The following is a 22,941-nucleotide window of genomic DNA, read 5'->3' on the forward strand; positions in this document are numbered from 1 at the left end:
TGTTCCTGCGGTTTGGTTTGCGCCACCGGCGGCGTGATCTCCCCCGGGGTGGAGGATGGCCACTCGCCTTTTTCTATCATCGCCGCGATCGGGTCGGGCGGATTGACCGGATATAAGTCGAATACCAGCCGGTGCTGGTATCCGCCCACCGGCGCCAGGGTGAACACCTGCGGTTTGATTTCTTCCTTCAGGTCGAACACCAGCCGCACCACGTTAGGGCGGTTCTGGCCGACCCGGACTTGCTTGATATAGGGATCGTTAGGCTGGATCTTGGCGACCAGTTCTTTCAAGGTCGGATTGAGCTCGATGCCTTCGATGTCGACCACCATGCGATCCGGATTTTGCACCAGAAAGTGGGTGGTTTTCAGTTCTGCGTCGTTTTCCAGCGTGACGCGGGTGTAGTCTTCCGCCGGCCAGACCCGCACCGCGACAATCTGTGCGGCGCGCGCCGAGAGTGGCGCCAGCACTGAAATGAGCAAGGTGCCGCCGGCCTTGAGCACGGTGCGGCGGATTCTTGATTTTAGAGGTTTGGTGCAAATTTCAGTCGAGCGAGACATTGACTACCCTTATCAGATAACGCCTGCAATTCTACATCACGTCCCCTGTCGGAAACACGGGAAACACTGAGTAATACGCTGATGTCGGGCGGTGGCAACGCGGCTTCGGCGTTTTCCGGCCACTCGACGATGCAGATGGTGCTGTGGTTGAAATATTCGCGGAAACCGGCCTCCAGGAACTCATCCGGGCTGGCCATCCGATACAAGTCGAAATGCATCACTTCGACCGCCTGTTGGTCTATCTGGATGGCATAAGGTTCCACCAAGGTGTAAGTAGGGCTTTTGACGTGGCCCTGGTAGCCGGCGGCGTGCAGCAAGGCGCGGGTCAGCGCGGTCTTGCCGGCGCCCAGATCGCCATGCAGATGAATCGCTAGTCCGGGCAGCAAGGCTCTGGCCATTGCAGCACCCAAAGCGTTGGTTCCAGCTTCATCGTGCAGGTGGGTTGTAAAATGCGGCATCTCGTCACATATTCCTATATATAAAGTCTTTTTTGAATCGCTTAAGCCATGGTTGTAACGGATCAAAATCTAGTAGAGCTGGCTACCACCATCAAGGCATGGGGGCGGGAGCTCGGCTTTTCCGATATTCGCATCAGCGATGTCGATCTGGCGCAGCAGGAGGCTGGGTTCGAGGCATGGCTGGAGCTTGGCTATCACGGTGAGATGGATTATATGGCAGCGCACGGAATGAAGCGCGCCCGGCCTGCTGAACTGGTGCCGGGTGCGATCCGGGCGATTGCGGTGCGCATGGATTATCTGCCGCGCGCCTATCGGGATGATCAAGGCAGCTGGCGGCCACGCGAGCAAGCGCGGCTGGCGCCGGCCGCTGCCGGCACCGCCACTGTGTCGCTGTATGCGCGTGGACGCGATTATCACAAGGTGCTGCGCTCGCGTTTGCAGCAGCTGGCGGATCGCATCAAAGGTGAAATCGGCGAGTTCGGTTATCGGGTGTTCACCGATTCGGCGCCGGTGATGGAGGTGGCCCTGGCGCAGAAGGCTGGCCTCGGCTGGCGCGGCAAACATACGCTGTTGCTGAATCGCGAGGCCGGATCGTTTTTCTTCCTTGGCGAAATCCTGACCGACCTGCCGTTGCCGGTCGACCAGTCCGTCAGTTCGCACTGCGGGCAATGCGGCGCCTGTATCGATGTCTGCCCGACCAAGGCGATTGTCGGTCCTTATCGGCTCGATGCGCGCCGTTGCATTTCTTACCTGACGATTGAATTGAAAGGCAGTATCCCGCTGGAACTGCGGCCTTTGATCGGTAACCGCGTGTATGGCTGCGACGATTGCCAGCTGTTCTGCCCGTGGAACAAGTTTGCGCAGCCGTCGGCGCTGGGTGATTTCGACGTCCGCAATGGCCTCGATCAGGCTACCCTGGTGGAGTTATTCGGCTGGAGCGAGGAGCAATTCAATAGCCGCATGGAAGGCAGTCCGATCCGCCGGATTGGTTATCAGCGCTGGTTGCGCAATATGGCGGTCGGTCTCGGCAACGCCGCAGCGGCGGGTGTCAGTACGCCAGAGATCATCGCTGCCTTGCAACTGCGCAGCGACGATCCGTCTGAGCTGGTGCGGGAGCATGTGGCATGGGCGTTAAAGCAACATGGCGTCGTCTGACAGATCAAACAATTAGTGTTGCAGCACCCACAGCCAAAACGGCAAGGTCAGCGCCGACAACATGGTGCCGGCAGAAATCATGAACGCCACCAGAGGGCCATTGCCGCCCATTCTCGCCGCCAGGATGTATGCGCTGGATGCGGTAGGCAAGGCGCAAAACAGCACGACGATCTGCAGTTGCGACGGCGCCAGTCCCAGCCATTGCCCCAGCAGCCAGGCCAGGGCCGGCAGCGCCAGCAGCTTGATCGCCAGGAAATACCCGGTCAATGCCTTGGCTTGATGCACGCCGCTTAAGCGCAGGCCCGCGCCTACCAGCAGCAAGCCCAGCGCCAGCGCGGCATTGCCGAGGCGCGACAAGACTGCTCCCGCCACTTCCGGCATCGGCAATCCGCACAGGCTATACAAGAGCCCGCATGCGGTGGCGATCAGCAAGGGATTGCGCGCCAGTTCTTTGAGCAAGCCGCCGCTTTTATGCGCCAAGGCATGGACCGCAGCCAGATTGCACAAGGGCGCGCCAAAGCCGATCAGCAACGCCATCATGCCGGTAGCTTGCTCGCCGCCCAGCCTGGCCGCCAGGGCCAGCGCCATGTACGAATTGAAACGGTAACCGGTTTGCATACCGGATTCATAATCCATGGGCGCGGCCTTGATCCACGGTTTTCCCATCCAGGTAAGAATGACGGCGCCGAGCAGTGCGCTCATGCCGACCGCCAGCATTTTGCCGCTGGTGTCGAAACTGAGCGGGGTGCGCGCCGTGGAATAAAAAAGCAGGGTAGGGAAGAGCAGAAAATACACCAGCTTTTCCGCTCCGGTCCAGAATTCGCCACCCCAGTTGCTGATGCGGTGCAAGACCGCTCCGAGCAGGATCAGCGAAAAATCGGGAAGCAGCAGGTTGACGATATACATGGCGTGGCGGATGGGGGTGAAAGGCGCTGAGCGGGTTTGAGATTTTATAACGCCGGCGGCAATGACCTAAAGAAATGTGCCGTCTGCCGGTCGGACTCAATTTGCAAGCGGAATCGGTAGGATGGGTTTTATCAAACTGACGATCGCCGCCCTGTTTTAGCTGGCAATGTTTCTTTTGGTTAATTTATGCATGTTGATTTGATAAGGGTTTAGTGAAAACCTATGTTGTTTAGTCAAAATGATTCATATAAATTATTTGTTAAATCCGGGTAACACCTGTTACAGTGCGACCACAATTTGACATTGCCGGACTTAAGAACCGACTACGGTTTCCGACAAGCAGTAGAGGGATGCAGCACAGAATTCAGATTTTTTAAGCAGCAGAAATGACTGCGAAAGAGGTTAGTAAACAGGATGATAGGTGGTGGTGCATAAGAACGGTATTGATACCGGGGATACTGAGGAGACCGTGCGTTCCAAAATGAAGCTGTCTAAACAGCCAGGAGTGCATACGAAGTAATTTGAGGCGCATCGACAGATGCGCCTTTTTTATTTTATGCTTGCGGCATGAATATAATTTCCGATAGCCCTCTCAAGCGCGCCGCCGGCGGCCAGCTTCCCGCGCAGCACTTCACTGCGGTGGTCGCTGCGCCGTTCGGTGCGATGGGGATACGCACCGAAGCCGGTTTGCTGCACGAGCTGGTCTATCTGCCCCCCTCATTTCACGAAAAAGACGCCACCGACGCATTGGCTGCACGCGTGGTCGAGCAGATTCAGCGCTATCTGGAGCAAGCGGATTTTCACTTCGATCTGCCTCTGGCGCCGCTGGGCACCGCTTTCCAGCACAAAGTGTGGAAGGCGATTGCCGCCATCCCGCGTGGCGAGGTGCTGACTTATGGCCAGGTTGCCAAGCTGGTGCAATCGGCGCCGCGTGCGGTGGGACAAGCTTGCGGCGCCAACTGGTTTCCGCTGGTGATTCCCTGCCATCGGGTGACCGCGGCTGGCGGCATAGGCGGCTTTTCTCATCACGACGAGGAGGATGGCTTCCATCTGCGGGTCAAGCGCTGGCTGCTGGAGCATGAAGGTGTGGTCGGCTTGTGAGGAGGTCCAAGGCCGATGCTCAGGCTGCAAGCCAGGCAGTAACCCAAGCCAAACCCACGCTAAATGCCGAACACCAAACCGCAATCGACGAGTTTTGCGACAGCTTGTGGCTGGAAGACGGCCTTGCCAAGAACTCGCTGGAGGCTTATCGCCGCGATATGACGTTATTCGCCTTGTGGTTGCAGGCGCAGCCGGACGCCAAGTCCTTGTTTGCGATCCATGCCGGCGATCTGAACGCCTATTTTCTGGCCAAGCATGACACCGGCAAGGCAACTTCCTCGAATCGCCGCCTGGCGGTGCTGAAGCGTTTCTATCTGCTGGCCCTGCGGCAAAACCGCATCAGCACCGATCCTTGCCTGCATTTGCGCTCGGCCAAGCAAGCGCCGCGCTTCCCCAAGATTTTGTCGGAAGCCCAGGTTGAGGCGCTATTGGCGGCGCCCGATGTCGCCACGCCACTTGGCTTGCGCGATCGCACCATGCTGGAGCTGATGTACGCCAGCGGCTTGCGGGTATCCGAGCTGGTGTTGCTGAAATCGCTGGAAGTCGGCATGAACGAAGGCGTGTTGCGGATTACCGGCAAGGGTAATAAAACCCGTTTGCTGCCGTTTGGCGAAGAGGCCAGGAACTGGATCGTGCGCTACCTGAAAGATGCGCGCGGCCAGATAATGAACGGTCAGATGGACGACGCTTTGTTCGTGACAGCACGCGGCGGCGCCATGACGCGCCAGATGTTCTGGACCCTGATCAAGAAATATGCAATCAAGGCAGCCATCAATGCGCCCCTGTCGCCGCATACCTTGCGCCACGCCTTTGCCACCCACTTGCTGAATCACGGCGCCGATTTGCGCGTGGTGCAGCTGCTGTTGGGGCACGCCGATATATCGACCACCCAGATTTATACCCATGTGGCGCGCGAGCGCTTGAAGGCTCTGCATGCGGCGCATCATCCACGGGGGTGAAACTTAGCTGGCCGGATTTGGACAATGCGGACAATGCCGATGAAATCACTTTGTTTGGTTGATATTTAAGTAATTTCCTTGGAGTTGAATTCTGCATCCTCTCAATTATTCTCCTGTATCCTGTACGACATCATTCAAGAGTTTATTTAGGGGGCGCAATTGGCAAAAACGAATTTTCAGTATGAAAAACGGCAAAAAGAATTAGAAAAGAAAAAAAAGAAGGAAGAAAAGCTGAAGCGCAAGCTGGAAAAAGGTTCTTCCACCGAAGTTGAGGCAGAAGATGCGGCGGAGCCCGAACTGCCTGCGACTGACGAGCCTGCTTCCGATGAGCCCAAGCAGCCTTAATCGCTGCCAGTCCGATCAGCGGCAGGAATTGTCGCTGCATCAAGTTTTACGAAAACATGATTTGCACGCAGGCGCTCCAGCATTGAGCGCTGCATTCAAATACCCGGTATGACAAAACATATTTCCGAGACACCGGCGACGCAATTCTTGCGCAAGCACGGCGCGGTCTTTTCCGAACATCCCTATGCATATGAAGAACATGGCGGCACCACGGTGTCGGCGCGTGCGCTGGGAGTGGATGAACATCATGTGGTGAAAACGCTGGTGATGCAGGATGAGGCGGCCAAGCCCTTGATCATCCTGATGCACGGCGATCGCAAGGTGTCGACCAAGAACCTGGCGCGGCAGATCGGCTGCAAGTCGGTCGAACCTTGCAAGCCGGAGGTGGCGAATCGCCATTCCGGCTACCTGATCGGCGGCACTTCGCCGTTCGCTACGCGCAAGGCGCTGCCGGTTTATATAGAAGAGAGCATCCTAGCCTTGCAGAAGATATATATTAACGGTGGCCGGCGTGGTTACCTGATCGGCATGGCGCCGCAAAGCGTGGCTGACCTGCTGCAGGCAAAGGCGGTCCGGTGTGCGCTGGACGAATAGGCCCTGAATCAACTAAATACAAAAGAAAGAGACACGCATGTACACATTGTTATTCGCGCTTGCCGCCTACCTGATCGGTTCGGTTTCGTTCGGCATCATCAGCAGCAAATTGTTCGGGCTGGGAGATCCGCGTACCTACGGTTCGAATAACCCCGGCGCCACCAATGTCCTGCGCAGCGGGAATAAGACCGCCGCGGCCCTGACTTTGCTCGGCGACGGATTCAAGGGCTGGCTGGCGGTCTGGCTGACACAAAAATACGGACCCCAATTCGGCCTGGGCGACGGCGCTCTTGCATTGGCCGCGGTGGCGGTTTTCCTGGGCCATCTGTGGCCGGTGTTTTTCCGTTTTGCCGGCGGCAAAGGCGTAGCCACCTTGTTCGGCATCCTGATCGGCATCAGCCTCTGGCTGGGTTTGGCCACCTTGGCGACCTGGATGATCGTGGCTTATGCGTTTCGCTACTCTTCGCTGGCGGCGCTGGTTGCCAGCGTGTTCGCGCCTTTCTTTTATGCCTTGATGGAGGGCCCGGACATGATATTGCTGGCGATTGTAGTGATGAGCGCCTTGCTGATCTATCGCCATGCCAAAAACATAGGCAATTTACTGGCGGGCAAGGAAAGCCGTATCGGCGCCAAGAAAAAGGGGGGCAAAGCCGCTTAAGCAAACCAGGCAAGGCATCCGGAATGGCAGCCATCCAGGCACAAAAAAGCGCTGACCACTTCCGGTTCAGCGCTTTTTTATTTAGATTTACGGCGATTGTTATATTGAATTAGCTATAAGTCGCATTTTGATGATGTTCATATGTAATTAATGTTGCGATGCGACATGAGAATTGAGCGCGATATTCCACTTTTCGACTCCATGAAGCTGTCAAATAGCCGCTTTTTTTCACGGCATTTTGCCTTGCTATGCAGCATATTTTCATATTGTGAAATTGAATATCGCTATTTGGAAATCAAAAAAAGTCCTGTTAGAATTTGGCACCCGTCTACAAAGTGACGTAGATGCTTGCGACCCAACCCGCCAGTCCGATGCCAAATTGGACAAGCGCACATATTCAGGAGACTCAGCATGTCAGCCCAGCTCGACCAGGTTTTGGCCCAGGCCGCCAACGATCCAGATGTCATTGAAACCCAAGAGTGGCTTGATGCGCTCGAAGCTGTTATTGAAACTGAAGGCCCTGAACGCGCCCATTACTTGATGGAAAGAATGGTTGATCTGGCTCGCCGCCGAGGCGCCCAGATCCCGTTTTCCAGCAACACTGCATACGTCAACACGATTCCTGCCCATATGGGCGAGCCTTGCCCAGGCAACCTGGAAATCGAAGAGCGTCTGCGCTCGTGGATGCGCTGGAATGCGATGGCGATGGTGGTCAAGGCCAATCGCCTCGACGGCGACCTCGGCGGCCACCTGTCCAGTTTTGCCTCGCTGGCCAATATGCTAGGAATAGGCTTCAACCATTTCTGGCACGCGCCATCCGAAAACCACGGCGGCGACTTGCTGTATATCCAAGGCCATTCATCGCCTGGCGTGTACGCTCGTGCTTTCCTCGAAGGCCGTCTGACCGAAGATCAGCTGCTGCATTTCCGCCGCGAAGTCGACGGTAACGGTTTGTCGTCCTATCCGCATCCGAAGCTGATGCCGGATTTCTGGCAGTTCCCGACCGTATCGATGGGTCTGGGGCCGCTGATGGCTATTTACCAAGCCCGTTTCCTCAAATACCTGCATGCGCGCAGCATCGCCGATACCGCCAACCGCAAGGTCTGGGCCTTCTGCGGCGACGGCGAGATGGATGAGCCGGAATCGATGGGCGCCATCGGCATGGCCGGCCGCGAACGTCTGGATAACTTGGTGATCGTGGTCAACTGCAACCTGCAGCGCCTGGACGGACCGGTGCGCGGCAACGGCAAGATCATCCAGGAACTGGAAAGCGATTTCCGCGGCGCCGGCTGGAACGTGGTCAAGGTCATCTGGGGCGCAGGCTGGGACGATCTGCTGGCGCGCGACAAGGAAGGCATCCTGCAGCGCGTGATGATGGAAACCGTCGACGGCGAATACCAGAACTACAAAGCCAAGGATGGCGCCTTCGTACGCAAGCATTTCTTCGGCAAGCACCCGAAATTGCTGGAACTGGTCAGCAAGATGTCGGACGACGACATCTGGCATCTGACCCGCGGCGGCCACGATCCGCACAAGATTTACGCTGCTTTCAAAGTGGCGCAGGAACACAAGGGCCAGCCTACGGTATTGCTGGTCAAGAGTATCAAGGGCTACGGCTTCGGCAAATCGGGCGAAGCACGCAACACCGCGCACAATACCAAGAAGCTGGACGACGAGGCGATCAAGGCCATGCGCGACCGCTTCCAGTTGCCTATCCCTGACGACAAGCTGCCTGAAGTGCCGTTCTTCAAGCCATCCGACGATACCCCGGAAATGCAATACCTGCATGAGCGCCGTAAAGCGTTGGGCGGTTATCTGCCGCAACGCCGTCAAAAAGCCGATGAAGTCTTGGTAGTGCCGGAATTGTCGGCATTCAAGGGGGCTTTGGAGCCAACTGCTGAAGGCCGTGAAATTTCCACTACCCAGGCTTACGTGCGCATCCTGAACACCCTGTTGCGCGATCCTAGCCTGGGTCAGCGCGTGGTGCCTATCATGGTCGACGAATCGCGTACTTTCGGCATGGAAGGCTTGTTCCGCCAGATCGGTATTTTCAGCCAGGTCGGCCAATTGTACGAGCCGGTCGATAAAGATCAGGTGATGTACTACCGTGAAGACAAGGCTGGCCAGATCCTGCAAGAGGGGATCAATGAAGCCGGCGGCATGAGCTCATGGATTGCTGCGGCAACCTCGTACTCGACCAATAACCGGGTCATGATCCCGTTCTACACCTACTACTCGATGTTCGGCCTGCAACGTATCGGCGACCTGGCTTGGGCAGCGGGCGACATGCGCGCACGCGGCTTCCTGCTGGGCGGCACTGCCGGCCGCACCACGCTGAACGGCGAAGGCTTGCAGCATGAAGACGGCCACAGCCACGTGCTGGCGTCGACCATTCCAAACTGCGTGCCTTACGATCCGACTTTCTCGCACGAAGTGGCAGTCATCATGCATGACGGCCTGCGGCGCATGGTCACCAATCAGGAAGACGTGTTCTATTACCTGACCCTGATGAATGAGAACTATAGCCATCCGGGTCTCAAGGAAGGCCAGGAAGAGGGCATCATCAAGGGCCTCTATCTGCTGCAGGAAGGTGGCAAGAAGAGCAAGTTGCATGTGCAGCTGATGGGTTCGGGCACGATTCTGCGCGAAGTCATCGAAGGCGCTGCCTTGCTGGCCAGCGACTGGGGCGTCGACGCCGATGTCTGGTCGGCGCCGTCGTTCACCTTGCTGGCTCGCGACGGCCAGGATGTGGAACGCTGGAACATGTTGCATCCGACCGAAACACCGCGTCTGGCGCACATCACCCAATGCCTGAAAGACACCGCTGGTCCAATCATCGTTTCCACCGATTACATGCGTACTTTCGCTGAGCAGGCGCGTGCTTTCGTTCCGGCAGGCCGTACTTATAAGGTGTTGGGCACAGACGGCTTCGGCCGCTCGGATACGCGCGCCAAACTGCGTGAATTCTTCGAGGTCAATCGCTACTATGTGGCAGTGGCGGCATTGAAGGCATTGGCAGACGACGGCAAGATCAAAGCCTCGGTTGTCGCCGATGCAATTACCAAGTATGGTATCAATCCGGAGAAGCCGAATCCGGTCACGCAATAAGGTACTGGTCTTAATCACTGGACAGCAAGCGTCACATTAGTAAGAACACCCAGCCAGTATTAAAATTTCCACGGCTATGAATCGCGGGCCTGAATTTTCTGAAAAGAAACTCAGGCCCGCGATTTGCAGCGGGCAGAATGAATGGAGCTAAGCGATGAGTATGGTGGAAGTCAAAGTCCCGGATATCGGCGACGTCAGTGAAGTTGAAGTCATTGAATTGATGGTGAAAATCGGTGACACGGTAAAAATTGATCAGTCGCTGATCACAGTCGAATCCGACAAGGCCAGCATGGAAATCCCGTCCAGTCATGCGGGCGTGATCAAGGAATTGAAGGTCAAGCTGGGCGACAAGGTCAAGGAAGGCACTTTAGTGCTGGTGTTGGAAGCCGATGCGGCAGCTGCCGCACCAGCCAGCGCCCCGGCTGCCGCACCTGCGGCGGCGGTGGCGGCAGCAGTTACAGCCCCGGCCCCGGCTCCAGCAGCGGTAGAAAACAAACCGGCCCCGGCAGCGGCGCCAGCTCCAGCGGCGCCAGTCCACGCGAGCGGCAGCATTCCGCACGCATCGCCATCGGTGCGCAAATTCGCACGTGAACTGGGCGTTGACCTTAGCAAAGTCGCCGGCACCGGCATCAAGGCTCGCATCACCCACGAAGATGTACAGAATTACGTCAAGGGCGTGATCTCAGGTGCGGTCAACGGTAGCGCTGCTGCTTCGAGCAGCAAGGGCGGCAGCGGCGTCGGACTGGATCTGTTGCCATGGCCGTCGCTGGACTTCAGCAAGCAAGGCCCAACCGAGTTGCTGCCGCTGTCGCGCATCAAGAAGCTCAGCGGTCCGAACCTGCATCGCAACTGGGTCATGATCCCGCACGTCACGCAATTCGACGAAGCCGATATCACCGAGCTGGAAGAATTCCGCAAGCAAGCCAATGACAGTTTTGCCAAGGCCAAGTCGCCGGTCAAGCTGACCATGCTGGCGTTCGTGATCAAGGCCAGCGTCGCGGCGCTGAAGAAATTCCCGGCGTTCAATGCCTCGCTGGATGGCAAGGGTGAAAACCTGATCCTCAAGCAATACTACAACATCGGTTTTGCCGCCGATACGCCGAATGGCCTGGTAGTGCCTGTGATCAAGGATGCCGATAAAAAGGGCATCAGTCAGATCGCTCAGGAAATGGGGGATTTGTCCGCCCAGGCGCGCGACGGCAAGCTGAAGCCGGCCGATATGCAAGGCGCGACGTTCACGATTTCCTCCTTGGGCGGCATCGGCGGAACCGCCTTTACGCCGATCATCAATGCTCCTGAAGTCGCGATTCTGGGCTTGTCGAAAGCATCGATGAAACCGGTCTGGGACGGCAAGCAATTCGTGCCGCGTCTGATGATGCCGACCTCCTTGTCCTACGATCACCGCGTCGTCGACGGCGCCATGGGCGCGCGCTTCAGCGTCTATCTGGCCGATGTGCTGGCCGACATGCGCAAGACCTTGTTGTAATGCCAGGCGGCGCCGAGTGAAAGCAGATTCTTTCGCTCGGCGCCGCTTGCGGTCAATTGGCATACAGATGGAGAGCAATTATGACTACCTGCGTTGTCGTCAAAAAAAATAGGCAGATCGCGATTGCATCGGATTCGCTGGTGACTTTCGGCGATACCCGTTTGTCGCATGCTTACGAGGTCAACAACAAGATCTTCCAGATCGGCGAATCGTATATCACGCTGGCCGGCACCGCCGCCCATTTTCCTGTGATGCGCAAGCTGCTGACGGCGATGGGAGAAGAATGCAAGCTGAATCACCGCGATGAGGTGTTTGAAACCTTTTCCAAGGTGCATACCATCCTCAAGGATCAGTATTTCCTGAATACCAAAGAAGATGAAGACGATCCCTACGAGTCGTCGCAGATCACCGCCTTGGTCGCCAATCCTTACGGTATCTTCGGTGTGTATTCCTATCGCGAAGTTTTCAGTTTCGATCGTTTCTGGGGCATAGGCAGCGGCCGCAATTTTGCCTTGGGTGCGATGTACGCGGTATATGACCATGACGTCAGCGCCGAGCGCATCGCCGAGGTCGGGATTCTAGCCGGCGTTGAATTCGACAAAAGCTCTGCCACGCCGATGCGGATTCACAGTTTCGAAATGAAAGCGTAAGCGGCGCGCAGCATACAACATCCACATCACACATTTATTCCTCCCGACGGAGGAGCGAGCATGGAGCAAACGCTATGAGTATGGTTGAAGTCAAGGTCCCGGATATCGGCGACGTCAAAGAAGTAGAAGTGATCGAACTGATGGTCAAGGTGGGCGATACCGTCAAGGTCGATCAGTCGCTGATCACCGTGGAATCGGACAAGGCCAGCATGGAAATTCCGTGCAGCCAGGCCGGCGTCATCAAGGAAATCAAGGTCAAGGTAGGCGACAAGGTAAGCGAAGGCTCGTTGATACTGGTGGTGGAAGCCGCCGCAGCTGCCGCCGCTCCCGTTGCAGCATCGACACCGGCTGCAGCGCCGGCCGCCGCGCCGGTAGCGGCACCTGCAGCAGCGCCCGCAGCAACCGGCGCTGTCAGCACCATCGAAATCAAAGTGCCGGATATCGGCGATGTCAAGGAAGTCGACGTCATCGAATTGATGGTCAAGGCGGGTGACAGCGTCAAAGTCGACCAATCGCTGATCACCGTCGAGTCCGATAAGGCCAGCATGGAAATTCCTTCCAGCCACGCCGGTGTCATTAAAGAAGTCAAGGTCAAGGTCGGCGACAAGGTCAGTGAAGGTTCGCTGATCGTGTTGCTGGAAACTGCCGGTGCAGCATCGGCGCCGGGGGCAGCTCCTGCAGCAGTTGCGGCTCCTGCCGCTGCGCCCGCTGTCGCCGCTCCGGCCGCAGTCAGTTTCGCCGGCAAGGTCGATATCGAATGCGACACCATGGTGCTGGGTGCAGGCCCCGGCGGTTATACCGCAGCTTTCCGGGCTGCAGATCTGGGGCAAAGCGTGGTGATGATCGAGCGTTATCCCAGCCTCGGCGGGGTGTGCCTGAACGTCGGTTGCATTCCGTCCAAAGCATTGCTGCATGCGGCCAAGGTGATTACCGAAGCCGAGGAAATGGCGCACTTCGGCGTCAAGATGTCGGCGCCGGAAATCGATATCGACGCCTTGCGCGGCTGGAAAGAAAGCGTCATCAAGAAACTCACCGGCGGTTTGTCCGGCCTGGCCAAGGCGCGCAAAGTGCAAGTGCTGACCGGCAAGGGCGAATTCAGCTCGGCCAATACCATCACGGTAGCAACCGCGGATGGCCCGAAAGTGGTCGGTTTCAAGAATGCGATTATCGCAGCCGGTTCCTCGGTCGCCAGAATCCCCGGTTTCCCTTACGACGATCCGCGCTTGATCGATTCCACCGGCGCGCTGGAACTGCGCCAGATCCCAAAGAAACTGCTGGTCATCGGCGGCGGCATTATCGGCCTGGAAATGGCTTGTGTGTATGATGCGCTCGGCTCCAAAGTAACCGTGGTCGAATTTGCCGACGGCCTGATTCCGGCAGCCGACCGCGATGTCGTCAAGCCGCTGCAAAAACGCATCGAAAAACGCTACGAAGCGATTTACCTGAAAACCAAGGTCACCAAGCTGGAAGCTTTGAAAGAAGGCTTGCGCGCCACGTTTGAAGGCGCCGACAGCAACTCTCCGGCAGCACCGGAACCGCAACTGTACGACATGGTGCTGATGGCCGTAGGCCGCCGCCCTAACGGCAAGGACATCGCAGCGGAAAAAGCCGGCGTGATCGTCAACGAACGCGGCTTCATTCCGGCCGACAAACAGCAGCGCACCAACGTCTCGCACATCTTTGCCATCGGCGACATCGTCAGCGATCCTATGCTGGCGCACAAAGCCACCAACGAAGCCAAGGTTGCCGCCGAAGTGATCGCTGGTCACAAGGTCGAATTCGATGCGATGACCATCCCTTCGGTGGCGTACACCGATCCGGAAATCGCCTGGATGGGCCTGACCGAAACTGAAGCCAAGGCCAAGGGCATTCCTTTCGAAAAGGCTAATTTCCCGTGGGCGGCAAGCGGCCGCGCATTGGCGATGGGCCGCGACGACGGCATGACCAAGCTGTTGTGGGATCCAAGCAGCAAGCGCATCATCGGCGCCGGCATCGTTGGCGTGAATGCCGGCGAACTGTTGGCGGAAACCGTGCTGGCGATGGAAATGGGCGCGGATCTGGAAGATCTGGCGCTGACCATCCATGCGCATCCAACGCTGTCGGAGACGCCGATGTTTGCGGCTGAAATGGGCCTGGGCACGATTACCGATCTGTTCATCCCGAAGAAGAAATAGGGATGTAGCGTGGGCACGTAGCGCCCACGCGGCACACAAAAAACGCCGTTCCGGAATCAAGCGGAACGGCGTTTTTATTTAGAACTCATTTCATCAATATCCGCGAGTGCGAACGCGGCTATTGGGGAGGTAGTGCAAGGCGCGTCGGGCAGCCAAGGGTGTTCCTTGCAGGACGCGTTTCCGCTTGCAAGCGGAAACCGTTTCGCAGGCGGACAGCATGCTGTCCGAATTCCCTGCTACACCCCTTGGCAAGCGGCGCAACGCAGCAATACGCCCCAATAGCCGCGTTCCCGAACGGTTCTTGCCAGAAGAGTCGCTGGCTGCGTTGCGCTCCTTGCCAATAGCTCGCTATTGGACGCGTCGCACCCTTGCAGGGCGCGTCTGCGCTGGTAGGCGCAGACCGTTACGCAGGCGCACAGCATGCTGTGCGAATTCCCTGCTCCACCCTTGCCAGCACCTCTTCTGGCAAGAGCGCATCTCACGGATATTGATGAAATGAGTTCTAAGCTCAGTCAGCAGCAATCAATCGAAAATTAGTCGAAATACCGGCGCACCGCCTCAAAGCGCGTTGCGTAATAACGGTTGTCGAGCCGGTCTATGCGCACTCTGCCGTTGGTCGACGGCGCATTGATGAAGCGGCCGTCGCCAATGTAAATGCCGACATGGGAAAAAGCCCGGTGCATGGTATTGAAAAAAACCAGATCGCCGGGCCGCAACTCAGCCTTGGAGATGGCCCGGCCCTGGCGTGCGATGTCTGCCGCGCTGCCGCTGACTTTGAGGCCCGCAGCCTGCCTGTACACATAACTGACCATGCCGCTGCAATCGAGCCCGGCTTCCGGATTTTTGCCGCCGAAGCGGTAGTTGGTATCGATCAGGCCCAGCGAATAAATGACGATGTCGTTGCCCTTATCGCTGACCGGCGTGTCGTCGGCAGAGCCGGGGCGGACCGAACCAACTCCGCCGCAAGCTGCCAGCAACAATGCCAGGCAACAGATAAAGAGATTTTTTAACGTCATCAGCTAAGCTGGTCCAAGTGAGTTTTACCGGCTTCTACCGGCTTTTATTTCTTCAGCTGACTCAATACATCCGACAACATCGCAATCATCTGATCGATTTCCGCAATCGTCACGTTCAACGCCGGCATGAAACGCAGCAGATTGGGACGCGGTGAATTCAGCAACAAGCCGACCGGATTCAGGTCACGCGCGATATCGACGATTTGCGGACCGATGTCGCTGCCCAGTTTCAACGCTCGCAGCAAACCTTCGCCGCGCTCGCCTTCGAGTCCATGTTTTTCAGTCAGGTTCAACAACTCGCGGCTCAGGTAAGCGCCCTTGTCTTTTACCGATTGCAGGAAACCTGGCTCCAGCAAGGTCTTGATCACTGCCACGCCGACTGCTGTCATCAAGGGATTGCCGTTGTAAGTGCCGCCCTGATCGCCAGCCTCGAAGCAGGCAATCTCTTCGCGCGCCAGCAACGCCGCCAGTGGCACGCCGCCGCCGATGCCTTTGCCGAGCGTCATGATATCCGGCTGGATGCCGGACAATTGATAAGCGAACAATTCGCCGGTGCGGCCCATGCCGGATTGCACCTCGTCGACAATCAGCAAGATGCCGCGCTTTTTGGTCAGTTCGCGCAAGCCTTGCATGAATTCGCGGCTTGCCGGGATCACGCCGCTCTCGCCTTGAACCGGCTCCAGCATGACCGCCACGGTCTTGTCGTTGATCAGGTTTTCCACGCTGACCAGATCGTTCAGTTCAGCTTTGGGAAAGCCCGGCACCTGCGGCGCAAAAATGGTGTCCCAGCCCGGTTTGCCGCTGGCCGACATGGTGGCCAGGGTACGGCCGTGAAAGCTATGGCTGAAAGTGATGATTTCAAAGCGATGCTGACCCGCCTGGTTCGGGTTTTTCTTGCCCCATTTGCGCGCCAGCTTGATGGCGCCTTCATTGGCTTCGGCGCCGCTGTTGGTGAAAAACACGCGGTCGAAGCAGGAGTTGGCGGTCAGCAGGCCGGCCAGTTCAATTGAGGGGGCGTTGTAAAAGGCCGGCGAAGGATTGATGATTTTCTTGGACTGCGCCAGCAACGCATCCTGGATGCATTGCGGCGAGTGGCCCAGCGCATTGACTGCCCAGCCCTGCAAATAATCCAGGTAACGCTTGCCGGTGTGATCCGTCATCCACATGCCGTTGCCTTCGGTAAACACCAGAGGAGGGCGGTTGGTGATGTACATCAGGTCGTTAACCGGGTATTCGCTGAATTCCATTGCATTACTCCTAGATATGGGCAAAAAAAAACCACAGGCACCGCCTGTGGCTTCGTGATCAATCGACGGTCACGCGCACGGCTTACCTGGCTGAGGTAAAGGGCTGCGGCGTCGTAACAATGTCTTGATCATGTTCATGACGCAAATATTAGGACACTTTTGTGTGGTGCGTCAAACATTGTTCTTCCATTCCCACACTCGGCGCCTGCGGTGCAAATCCGACGTTTGGTGGCATGCCGGTCCATATTTCGCATGACGCCATCATATATCAGAAGTTTCCCATGTTATTTGCAGGTGGAAATCAACATGATTTCTTGGATTGCACGATAGGGCGAAGGTTGAATGGTTATATAATTGACATGATTTTCCTGCCTGATAAAAATATTGTTGTGTGGAAATTAAATCTGCTGATCTGATATCTCCCACCATGATGCTTTCTCATTTGACGATGTGAGCGTTGGAACGCTTGCTGTATGCAAAGGGAAAAAAGGCAAAATTGCCAATACGCGCGAAAGCGCACTATCCAGTTTCGTAAATAATCCTATGAACACAATGCAGCAATGGCAGGCAAAAGCAGAATTACAAGGTAGCCCTGTCGAGGAGTGCGGGACTACGCTTGAGGAGGCAGATTGTGTCATCGCACTTCCCTAGACCAATGAAATCATCGCGGCCGCTGGCGATGCATCACCTTCTGCTGCTGCAAGAGCATTCGCTTACCTGGATTTCGCGGTCGGCATTTGGCGGTGATCGCGACGTCTGGAGCGAACAGTCGGCGGTCAATTCGGCCGAAGGATTTGATCCTCTACCCGCTGCTGCCGATATTTTCAAGCACGCTCCGCGCGGCCGCTTGAAAATGGCCGACAAACTGACGGTATTACTTGGCTATCCTTACGTGCGGCATATGGTTTTACCTTGGCGAGCGGCTCTTACCAAGACTTCTGAATGGGAGGGATATGCCAGCGCCAAATTTTATGAACAGTACGGCGGCGATAATTCCTCCAGAAAAATAGTTGTGGATACGGCTGGATTCGGTCAGCCAAGATTGGCGGCGGCAACCGATGCTGTCCTCGTTGAAGGTTTGCTGGCGTTGGCGGCTCAGCACAAGTTGCGTCTAGCCTCCTGCATGTCGCTGTTGACGGCTGCTGCGCGTTCTCACTGGGACATGCTGGAAGACAATTGCGTGCTGAGCTTGCCGCAGCAAGACTCCATGGAATGCCTGTTCAGAAAACAGGGGATGTGGCAGGGTGTCGGCGGCATGCCAACACTACCGGATACCGCATTGGCCGATAATGTCGCGGTTGCAGCGCTATTGGCGAAAGCGGACGGATTCGTGGCCAGCGAGAGCCTCGTCTTAGCCGTGACGCCATTCCCTGGCAATTTGCTTCAAACGCCAGAGCATGCGCCCAATATACGCTGGCTGGATGCGGCGCATCCGTGGCTGGCGGACGGCGACAGCCGGCGCCGTACGGCTGGCTTGACCGCCAGCGCTGCAGACGTCGAGACAATACGCATCGAGCCTGTCGGCGCGCATGCAGCGGCAAGTGCAGTCAGCGTAAAAAGGGCGGATGAAGATGGTGTTGCATCTTCGCTCAAAGCGTTTGACAGAGCCAACTTCTCTTGGGGACTCGTGGCACAGCACAAGTTACCCCGGCAGTCTGGTCACTATGGCGAATGGCGCTTGCGAGCATGGCATACGCCAATGGCTTGCTCTGTCCGTCAAACTATCTATTTCTGGCTGGATGCGCCACCTTCATGGCCGAGAGAGGAGCTGCAATGAGCGATTTTCGCCTATGGCCACGCAACATGAGATCGGCAAATATCGGCCCAAGGCTTGACTTTGTTCAGCCACAGACCCGTTCTGCTATTCAAATGCCTTTGGTGTTGTCGATGGTTTTGATGGCGGCGGTGCTGGCATTTCTTGGGCAACAATTCTGGACGCCAAGAGAGGCCGGCACAGTTGTAGCTGAAGCGCGCATGAACACTTGGCCGACAGAAAATGTTCGTGACCTGGCTAGCGCTTCCGTGACTCCTGCTCCCGCCGCCGAGAAAAGCAATCAAGGCCATGCAGAGGAAAATAATCAAACTCGGTTTGCAACTGGAAATATAAAGCTCGATGAAAAAGCAGTCGACCGTGTTGTTAGCAATAATATGCTGACGCAGGATAAGAAGACGGCAGAAATTAAAGTCCGCCTGCGGCAACGCCCGGCGCCACGAGTGGTCGCGCTCCGTACCAGCCCATCAGTCGATTATGTGCGTGCTGTGCCGGCGCTTCTAGCCGAGAGAACGCCTGCTGAGGAGCGTTCTCAACAGCAGCAGCCGATTGTCATGCCTGAGGTGAGTTTCAGACATCATGTCCGCCTGATAGGCGGCATACCTGATGGTGACGCGACATCGTCGAACAACGGCAAGTAGAAAATCGGCTACGTCGCAATCGACAAAATTGATTAAATAAAATTGATTAATACGGAAGAGGTTGGTGGATGAGCGTAAATGCACGGAGCGCTGTGTATGGTGTTGGACTAGGGGTGCTCATCCCCCGCCGCCGCGAACTTCACAGCTAGAGCGCCAGATCCGCTTCCGAAGTAAACGAATCCGCATAAAACTCTTCGGCCGGCAGCTTGCACATTGCGACAAAATCGCGCTGCGCCGATTCCACCACGATCGGTGCGCCGCAGGCATACACCTGGTAAGCAGACAGATCCGGCAAATCATCGATCACTGCCTGATGCACGAAGCCGCTACGGCCGCGCCATTCGTCTTCCGGCTGCGCATTCGAAATCACCGGCACGAACTTGAAGTTCGGCAGCGTGCTCGCCCATTCCTCGCATAGCGCCATCATATACAAATCCTGCGGCCGCCGTCCACCCCAGTACAAGGTGATCGGCCGTTGCGATTCGGTGTGGGCGCATTGTTCGATCAAGGCCTTGATCGGCGCGAAACCGGTACCCGAGGCCAGCAGCACCATCGGCTTGTCGGAATCCTCGCGCAGGAAGAAAGTGCCGAGCGGCCCTTCCAGGCGCAAGATGTCGCGTTCTTTCAGAGTGGTGAATACCTGATCGGTAAACAAGCCGCCCGGCATGTGGCGGATATGCAGTGTCAGGAAATCGTCCTTGTACGGCGCGTTGGCCATGCTGTAGCTGCGCCGCTTGCCGTCGCGCAGCAGAAACTCGACGTATTGGCCGGCTAAAAATTGCAGGCGCTCGCTGGCAGGCAGTTGCAGCGATAAGATAATCACGTCGTCGGCGACTTTGTCGATCTTGGCGACGCGGGTCGGCATCTTGCGAACCGGGAACTCGCCGACGCCGGCCACTTCGCGCGCCTCAATCGTGACGTCCGAATGCGGGGTGGCGCAGCAGAACAGGGCAAAGCCCAGTTGTTCGTCCTTGACCGGCAGGGCTTTTTCCTGATGCGCGCCGTGGCTGATCTCTCCATCCAGCAACTTGCCCTTGCATGAACTGCAAGCGCCGTTTTTGCAGCCATAAGGCAGGCCGACGCCGGCACGTATGGCGGCGTTGAGAATGGTCTCGCCTTCGTCGCAGCTGAATTGGCGGCCGCTAGGCTGAACGGTTATCTGAAAACTCATACAATCCTATAATGAAAAATATAAAACAAAACCATGGCGACAAGCCAGGCAAGCCGCGTCTGTTGATTTTAGGCTGCGGCGACGTCGGATTACGTTTGCTGGCGTTGCTGAAACACCGGTTTCGCGTGTTTGCCGTCACCAGCCAGCCAGCCCGTTGCGCCGAATTACGCGCCGCCGGGGCGATTCCGTTGGTAGCTGACCTTGATCAACCGGCAACATTGGCGCGCCTGGCCCGCCTGGCGCAGATCGTTGTCCATCTGGCGCCGCCGCACTCCGCGGGAGAAAAAGACCAGCGCACCCGCAACCTGGCCGCCATTTTACCCGAGCGGGCCACCCTTGTTTACATCAGCACCACCGGCGTCTACGGCGATTGCGGCGGCGCGCTGATAAATGAAACCCGCGCCTTGGCGCCGCATAATGGCCGCGCCAGGCGCCGGGTCGATGCCGAGCAGGTGTTGCGGGCTTGGGCCCGGCGCCGTGACGGGCGCCTGGCGATTCTGCGGGTGCCGGGGATTTACGCTGCCGAACGGCTGCCGCTGGCACGCTTGCGGCAAGGGACGCCGGCCCTGATTGCCGCAGACGATGTCTATACCAACCATATTCATGCCGACGACCTGGCGCGCATCATCGTAGCGGCAATCTTCAAGGCCTCGCCCCTGCGCATCTACCATGCGAGCGACGACTCGCAATTGAAGATGGCGGAATATTTTGATCTGGTCGCCCAGGCTTTCGGCCTGCCGCTGCCGCCCCGGCTGCCGCGCGCTGAGCTGGAGCAGGTGGTATCGCCGATGCTGCTATCGTTCATGTCAGAATCGCGTCGTTTGCAAAACCAGCGCATCAAGCTGGAATTAGGGGTGCGATTGCGTTATCCCGACGTCGCAACGGCTTTGCTGACGATGGTCGCGGATGAATGGGCTGAGGATCACGGATAACGCATCGGCAACTCTATAACAGGCTTCTATATTTGTTTTTCGCATAAGCATAGAAGTTATAAGTTGTTGTAAGGCAGAAAGTTGATCGATAAAGTGAAAAACTAATAAAAAAACCACTTTATATACGCTTGCCAACTTAGGCGCAGCGCTGCAATAGTCGACGCAAAGGCCGCCATCTCCCATGAAATTATCTTTTCAGCACATCAACAAGCAATTCTCCGGCTTGCCGGTGATCGCCGATTTCAGCCGTGAAATCGAAGAAGGCGAGCTGGTCGCCCTGGTCGGTCCTTCCGGCTGCGGCAAATCGACCTTGCTGCATCTGGCGGCCGGCCTCGGCGCTCCCAGCAGCGGCGCGGTGTTGGCCGACGGCCAAGCGATCACAAGCCCGCATCCCGAACGCATGCTGATGTTTCAGGAAAACGCGCTGTATCCGTGGTTGACGCTGGAAGCGAATGTGGCGTTGGCGCTGGAATTGCAAAAAGTCAGCAAGGCCAGCGCTCGCCAGCAGGCGCGCGACTGGTTATCAAAGGTCAGCTTGCAAGGTTTCGAGGCTTATTACCCGCACCAGGTTTCCGGCGGCATGCGGCAGCGGGCGGCGCTGGCGCGGGCCTTCATCACTAAACCGAAAGTGCTGCTGCTGGATGAGCCGTTCGGCGCACTCGATGCGCTGACGCGCATGACCTTGCAGGATTCCCTGCGCCAGCTGATCCGCGAAGAGCGCCCGACTGTATTGCTAGTCACGCACGATGTCGACGAAGCTTTGTTCCTGGCCGACCGGATTCTGGTATTCAGCCCGCGTCCGGCCAAGGTGCTGCGCGAGTTCAATCTGAACCATCACGAGAAAACCCACGATCTATCCGAGTTTGCCGCCATCCGGCGGGAAATTCTTTGCCTGCTTGGGATTCACGCGGAGCAGGATGCGTTCGCAAAAAAACTTGAGGGAATTGCCGCATGAAATTTAACTTCGCCAACACCAAACTAAAGCCGCTACTGCTGCTTCCTGCGCTGCTGCTGTCGCTGGCGGGGCAGGCCGGCGCCGCCGAAAAATTCAAGATCGGTTATTTGCGGGTCATGGACGATGCGCAGGCGATTGCCGCTTTTGAGGGCGGGTTTTACAAGAAACATGGTCTGGAGGTGGAACTGGTCGAGTTCAAATCGGGCACCGATCTGATCAAGGCCATCGTCGGCGGCCAGCTCGATAGCGGCGTGCTGGGCTTTACCAATGCCGCGGCCTGGGCCTCCAAAGGCGCCGACCTCAAGGTGGTGGCCGGCGCCCAGCATGGCTATCACGCCATCGTGGTGCGCGAGGATAGCGGCATCAAGGATGTGGCCGGATTGAAGGGACACACCCTGGCCTCGCAGGCCGAGGGCAGCACCGCCGACACCGTGCTCAAAGGCGTGACGCTCAAGAACGCCGGCTTGAAGGCCGACGATGTCAACATTCTCGGCGTCAGTCCGCAGGTGGCGGTGCAATCGCTGGTGGGCAAGCGCGTCGATGCCGCTTTCCTGTTCGAGCCGCAAGCCAGCATCGCGAAACTGGTGGCGCCGGTCAAACAGATTTACGAGGTCGGCGAAGTCTGGCCTTTCCCCTGCATGGTGGTGATCACTTCCGGCGAGACGCTGGCGAAGCGCCGCGAAGCTGTCTGGAAGTCGCTGGATGCGCAGCGTGAAGCGATCGATCTTTTGCAAAAAAATCCGGCGGCGGCATCGAAATTGATTGCCGGCTATTTCATCGCCGATCCAACCTTGAAAACCCTGAAGCAAGGCGATCTGCCGCGTGAGACGGTGATCCGCGACGCTATCAAGAGCCAGACCTTCAGCGCCGTGCTGACCGCCAAGGAACTGGCGCGCATGCAGGAACTGGCAAATATCCTGCAAGAGCAGGGCTCCTTGAAAACGCGCGACGGCAAACCGTTCAACGTCAACGCGATCATTGATTTGGACTGGCAAAAAGACCGCAAGCTCTGATCGTTTCGCAGTCAGCTTTCTTCAACACACAAGAATTGTTTTGG

General features: G+C 57.1%; 21 protein-coding genes. 15 read left to right on the forward strand and 6 right to left on the reverse strand.

Annotation, left to right across the window (positions count from 1 at the left end; all coding sequences use genetic code 11):
* Both KHU33_RS15135 and tsaE read right to left on the reverse strand, forming a co-directional pair.
* A partial coding sequence (locus KHU33_RS15135) for an AMIN domain-containing protein (RefSeq protein ID WP_211464342.1) occupies window positions 1–557 on the reverse strand: 557 nt, incomplete at its 3' end.
* Complete coding sequence (tsaE, locus tag KHU33_RS15140; protein WP_211464344.1) at window positions 521–1,015, reverse strand: tRNA (adenosine(37)-N6)-threonylcarbamoyltransferase complex ATPase subunit type 1 TsaE; 495 nt, start codon at window positions 1,013–1,015, stop codon at window positions 521–523. The genes tsaE and KHU33_RS15135, both read right to left, overlap by 37 nt.
* A 48-nt stretch (window positions 1,016–1,063) precedes the next feature.
* Here tsaE and queG point away from each other — a divergent pair, with 48 nt between their 5' ends.
* Window positions 1,064–2,170, forward strand: coding sequence for a tRNA epoxyqueuosine(34) reductase QueG (queG, locus tag KHU33_RS15145; protein ID WP_211464346.1), 1,107 nt, complete (start codon window positions 1,064–1,066; stop codon window positions 2,168–2,170).
* 12 nt (window positions 2,171–2,182) lie between these two features.
* On the opposite strand, the gene KHU33_RS15150 is transcribed toward queG, so the two are convergent.
* A complete protein-coding gene (locus KHU33_RS15150) occupies window positions 2,183–3,076 on the reverse strand; it encodes an AEC family transporter (protein WP_211464348.1) in 894 nt (297 codons plus the stop codon).
* Window positions 3,077–3,739: 663 nt separating this feature from the next.
* On the opposite strand from KHU33_RS15150, the gene KHU33_RS15155 reads away from it, so the two are divergent.
* From KHU33_RS15155 to lpdA, 9 genes are all read left to right on the forward strand, one after another.
* Window positions 3,740–4,177 carry a methylated-DNA--[protein]-cysteine S-methyltransferase gene (locus tag KHU33_RS15155; RefSeq protein ID WP_407928286.1) on the forward strand — a complete coding sequence of 146 codons (438 nt, stop codon included), beginning with the start codon at window positions 3,740–3,742 and terminating at the stop codon, window positions 4,175–4,177.
* Window positions 4,174–5,136 (forward strand): site-specific tyrosine recombinase XerD, encoded by a 963-nt coding sequence (xerD, locus tag KHU33_RS15160; protein WP_329956065.1) that lies wholly within the window; start codon window positions 4,174–4,176, stop codon window positions 5,134–5,136. The genes KHU33_RS15155 and xerD overlap by 4 nt, the downstream gene beginning before the upstream one ends.
* A gap of 159 nt (window positions 5,137–5,295) precedes the next feature.
* Window positions 5,296–5,481, forward strand: a complete 186-nt coding sequence (locus KHU33_RS15165) for a hypothetical protein (protein WP_211464352.1) — start codon at window positions 5,296–5,298, stop codon at window positions 5,479–5,481.
* A gap of 108 nt (window positions 5,482–5,589) precedes the next feature.
* A complete protein-coding gene (gene ybaK, locus KHU33_RS15170; protein WP_211464354.1) occupies window positions 5,590–6,075 on the forward strand; it encodes a Cys-tRNA(Pro) deacylase in 486 nt (161 codons plus the stop codon).
* A 37-nt stretch (window positions 6,076–6,112) separates the two neighbouring features.
* Complete coding sequence (plsY, locus tag KHU33_RS15175) at window positions 6,113–6,733, forward strand: glycerol-3-phosphate 1-O-acyltransferase PlsY (protein WP_211464356.1); 621 nt, start codon at window positions 6,113–6,115, stop codon at window positions 6,731–6,733.
* A gap of 411 nt (window positions 6,734–7,144) precedes the next feature.
* Window positions 7,145–9,841, forward strand: coding sequence for a pyruvate dehydrogenase (acetyl-transferring), homodimeric type (gene aceE, locus KHU33_RS15180; RefSeq protein ID WP_211464359.1), 2,697 nt, complete (start codon window positions 7,145–7,147; stop codon window positions 9,839–9,841).
* Window positions 9,842–9,995: 154 nt separating this feature from the next.
* On the forward strand, window positions 9,996–11,327 hold the full coding sequence (gene aceF / locus KHU33_RS15185; protein ID WP_211464361.1) for a dihydrolipoyllysine-residue acetyltransferase: 1,332 nt from the start codon (window positions 9,996–9,998) through the stop codon (window positions 11,325–11,327).
* Window positions 11,328–11,407: 80 nt separating this feature from the next.
* Complete coding sequence (locus KHU33_RS15190) at window positions 11,408–11,977, forward strand: Ntn hydrolase family protein (protein WP_211464363.1); 570 nt, start codon at window positions 11,408–11,410, stop codon at window positions 11,975–11,977.
* A gap of 74 nt (window positions 11,978–12,051) precedes the next feature.
* Window positions 12,052–14,151 carry a dihydrolipoyl dehydrogenase gene (gene lpdA, locus KHU33_RS15195; RefSeq protein WP_211464365.1) on the forward strand — a complete coding sequence of 700 codons (2,100 nt, stop codon included), beginning with the start codon at window positions 12,052–12,054 and terminating at the stop codon, window positions 14,149–14,151.
* 533 nt (window positions 14,152–14,684) lie between these two features.
* On the opposite strand, the gene KHU33_RS15200 is transcribed toward lpdA, so the two are convergent.
* Complete coding sequence (locus KHU33_RS15200) at window positions 14,685–15,167, reverse strand: C40 family peptidase (protein WP_211464367.1); 483 nt, start codon at window positions 15,165–15,167, stop codon at window positions 14,685–14,687.
* A 44-nt stretch (window positions 15,168–15,211) separates the two neighbouring features.
* Window positions 15,212–16,414, reverse strand: coding sequence for an acetylornithine transaminase (locus KHU33_RS15205; RefSeq protein ID WP_211464369.1), 1,203 nt, complete (start codon window positions 16,412–16,414; stop codon window positions 15,212–15,214).
* A gap of 679 nt (window positions 16,415–17,093) precedes the next feature.
* Here KHU33_RS15205 and KHU33_RS15210 point away from each other — a divergent pair.
* Together KHU33_RS15210 and KHU33_RS15215 are read left to right on the forward strand one after the other, a co-directional pair.
* On the forward strand, window positions 17,094–18,191 hold the full coding sequence (locus KHU33_RS15210) for a hypothetical protein (protein ID WP_211464371.1): 1,098 nt from the start codon (window positions 17,094–17,096) through the stop codon (window positions 18,189–18,191).
* Window positions 18,188–18,826, forward strand: a complete 639-nt coding sequence (locus KHU33_RS15215) for a hypothetical protein (protein WP_211464373.1) — start codon at window positions 18,188–18,190, stop codon at window positions 18,824–18,826. Before KHU33_RS15210 ends, KHU33_RS15215 begins: the two co-directional genes overlap by 4 nt.
* 145 nt (window positions 18,827–18,971) lie before the next feature.
* Here KHU33_RS15215 and KHU33_RS15220 read toward each other — a convergent pair whose 3' ends face one another.
* Entirely contained in the window at window positions 18,972–19,997 is a 1,026-nt protein-coding gene (locus tag KHU33_RS15220; RefSeq protein ID WP_211464375.1) for a CDP-6-deoxy-delta-3,4-glucoseen reductase, read from the reverse strand.
* A gap of 11 nt (window positions 19,998–20,008) precedes the next feature.
* On the opposite strand from KHU33_RS15220, the gene KHU33_RS15225 reads away from it, so the two are divergent.
* From KHU33_RS15225 to KHU33_RS15235, 3 genes are all read left to right on the forward strand, one after another.
* A complete protein-coding gene (locus tag KHU33_RS15225) occupies window positions 20,009–20,929 on the forward strand; it encodes an SDR family oxidoreductase (protein WP_211464377.1) in 921 nt (306 codons plus the stop codon).
* A gap of 181 nt (window positions 20,930–21,110) precedes the next feature.
* A complete protein-coding gene (locus KHU33_RS15230) occupies window positions 21,111–21,884 on the forward strand; it encodes an ABC transporter ATP-binding protein (protein ID WP_211464379.1) in 774 nt (257 codons plus the stop codon).
* Window positions 21,881–22,897 carry an ABC transporter substrate-binding protein gene (locus KHU33_RS15235; protein WP_211464381.1) on the forward strand — a complete coding sequence of 339 codons (1,017 nt, stop codon included), beginning with the start codon at window positions 21,881–21,883 and terminating at the stop codon, window positions 22,895–22,897. The genes KHU33_RS15230 and KHU33_RS15235 overlap by 4 nt, the downstream gene beginning before the upstream one ends.
* Window positions 22,898–22,941: the final 44 nt, after the last annotated feature.

It is taken from the genome of Collimonas silvisoli (assembly GCF_018305005.1).
In the GTDB taxonomy this organism is placed as follows: Bacteria; Pseudomonadota; Gammaproteobacteria; order Burkholderiales; family Burkholderiaceae_D; genus Collimonas; species Collimonas silvisoli.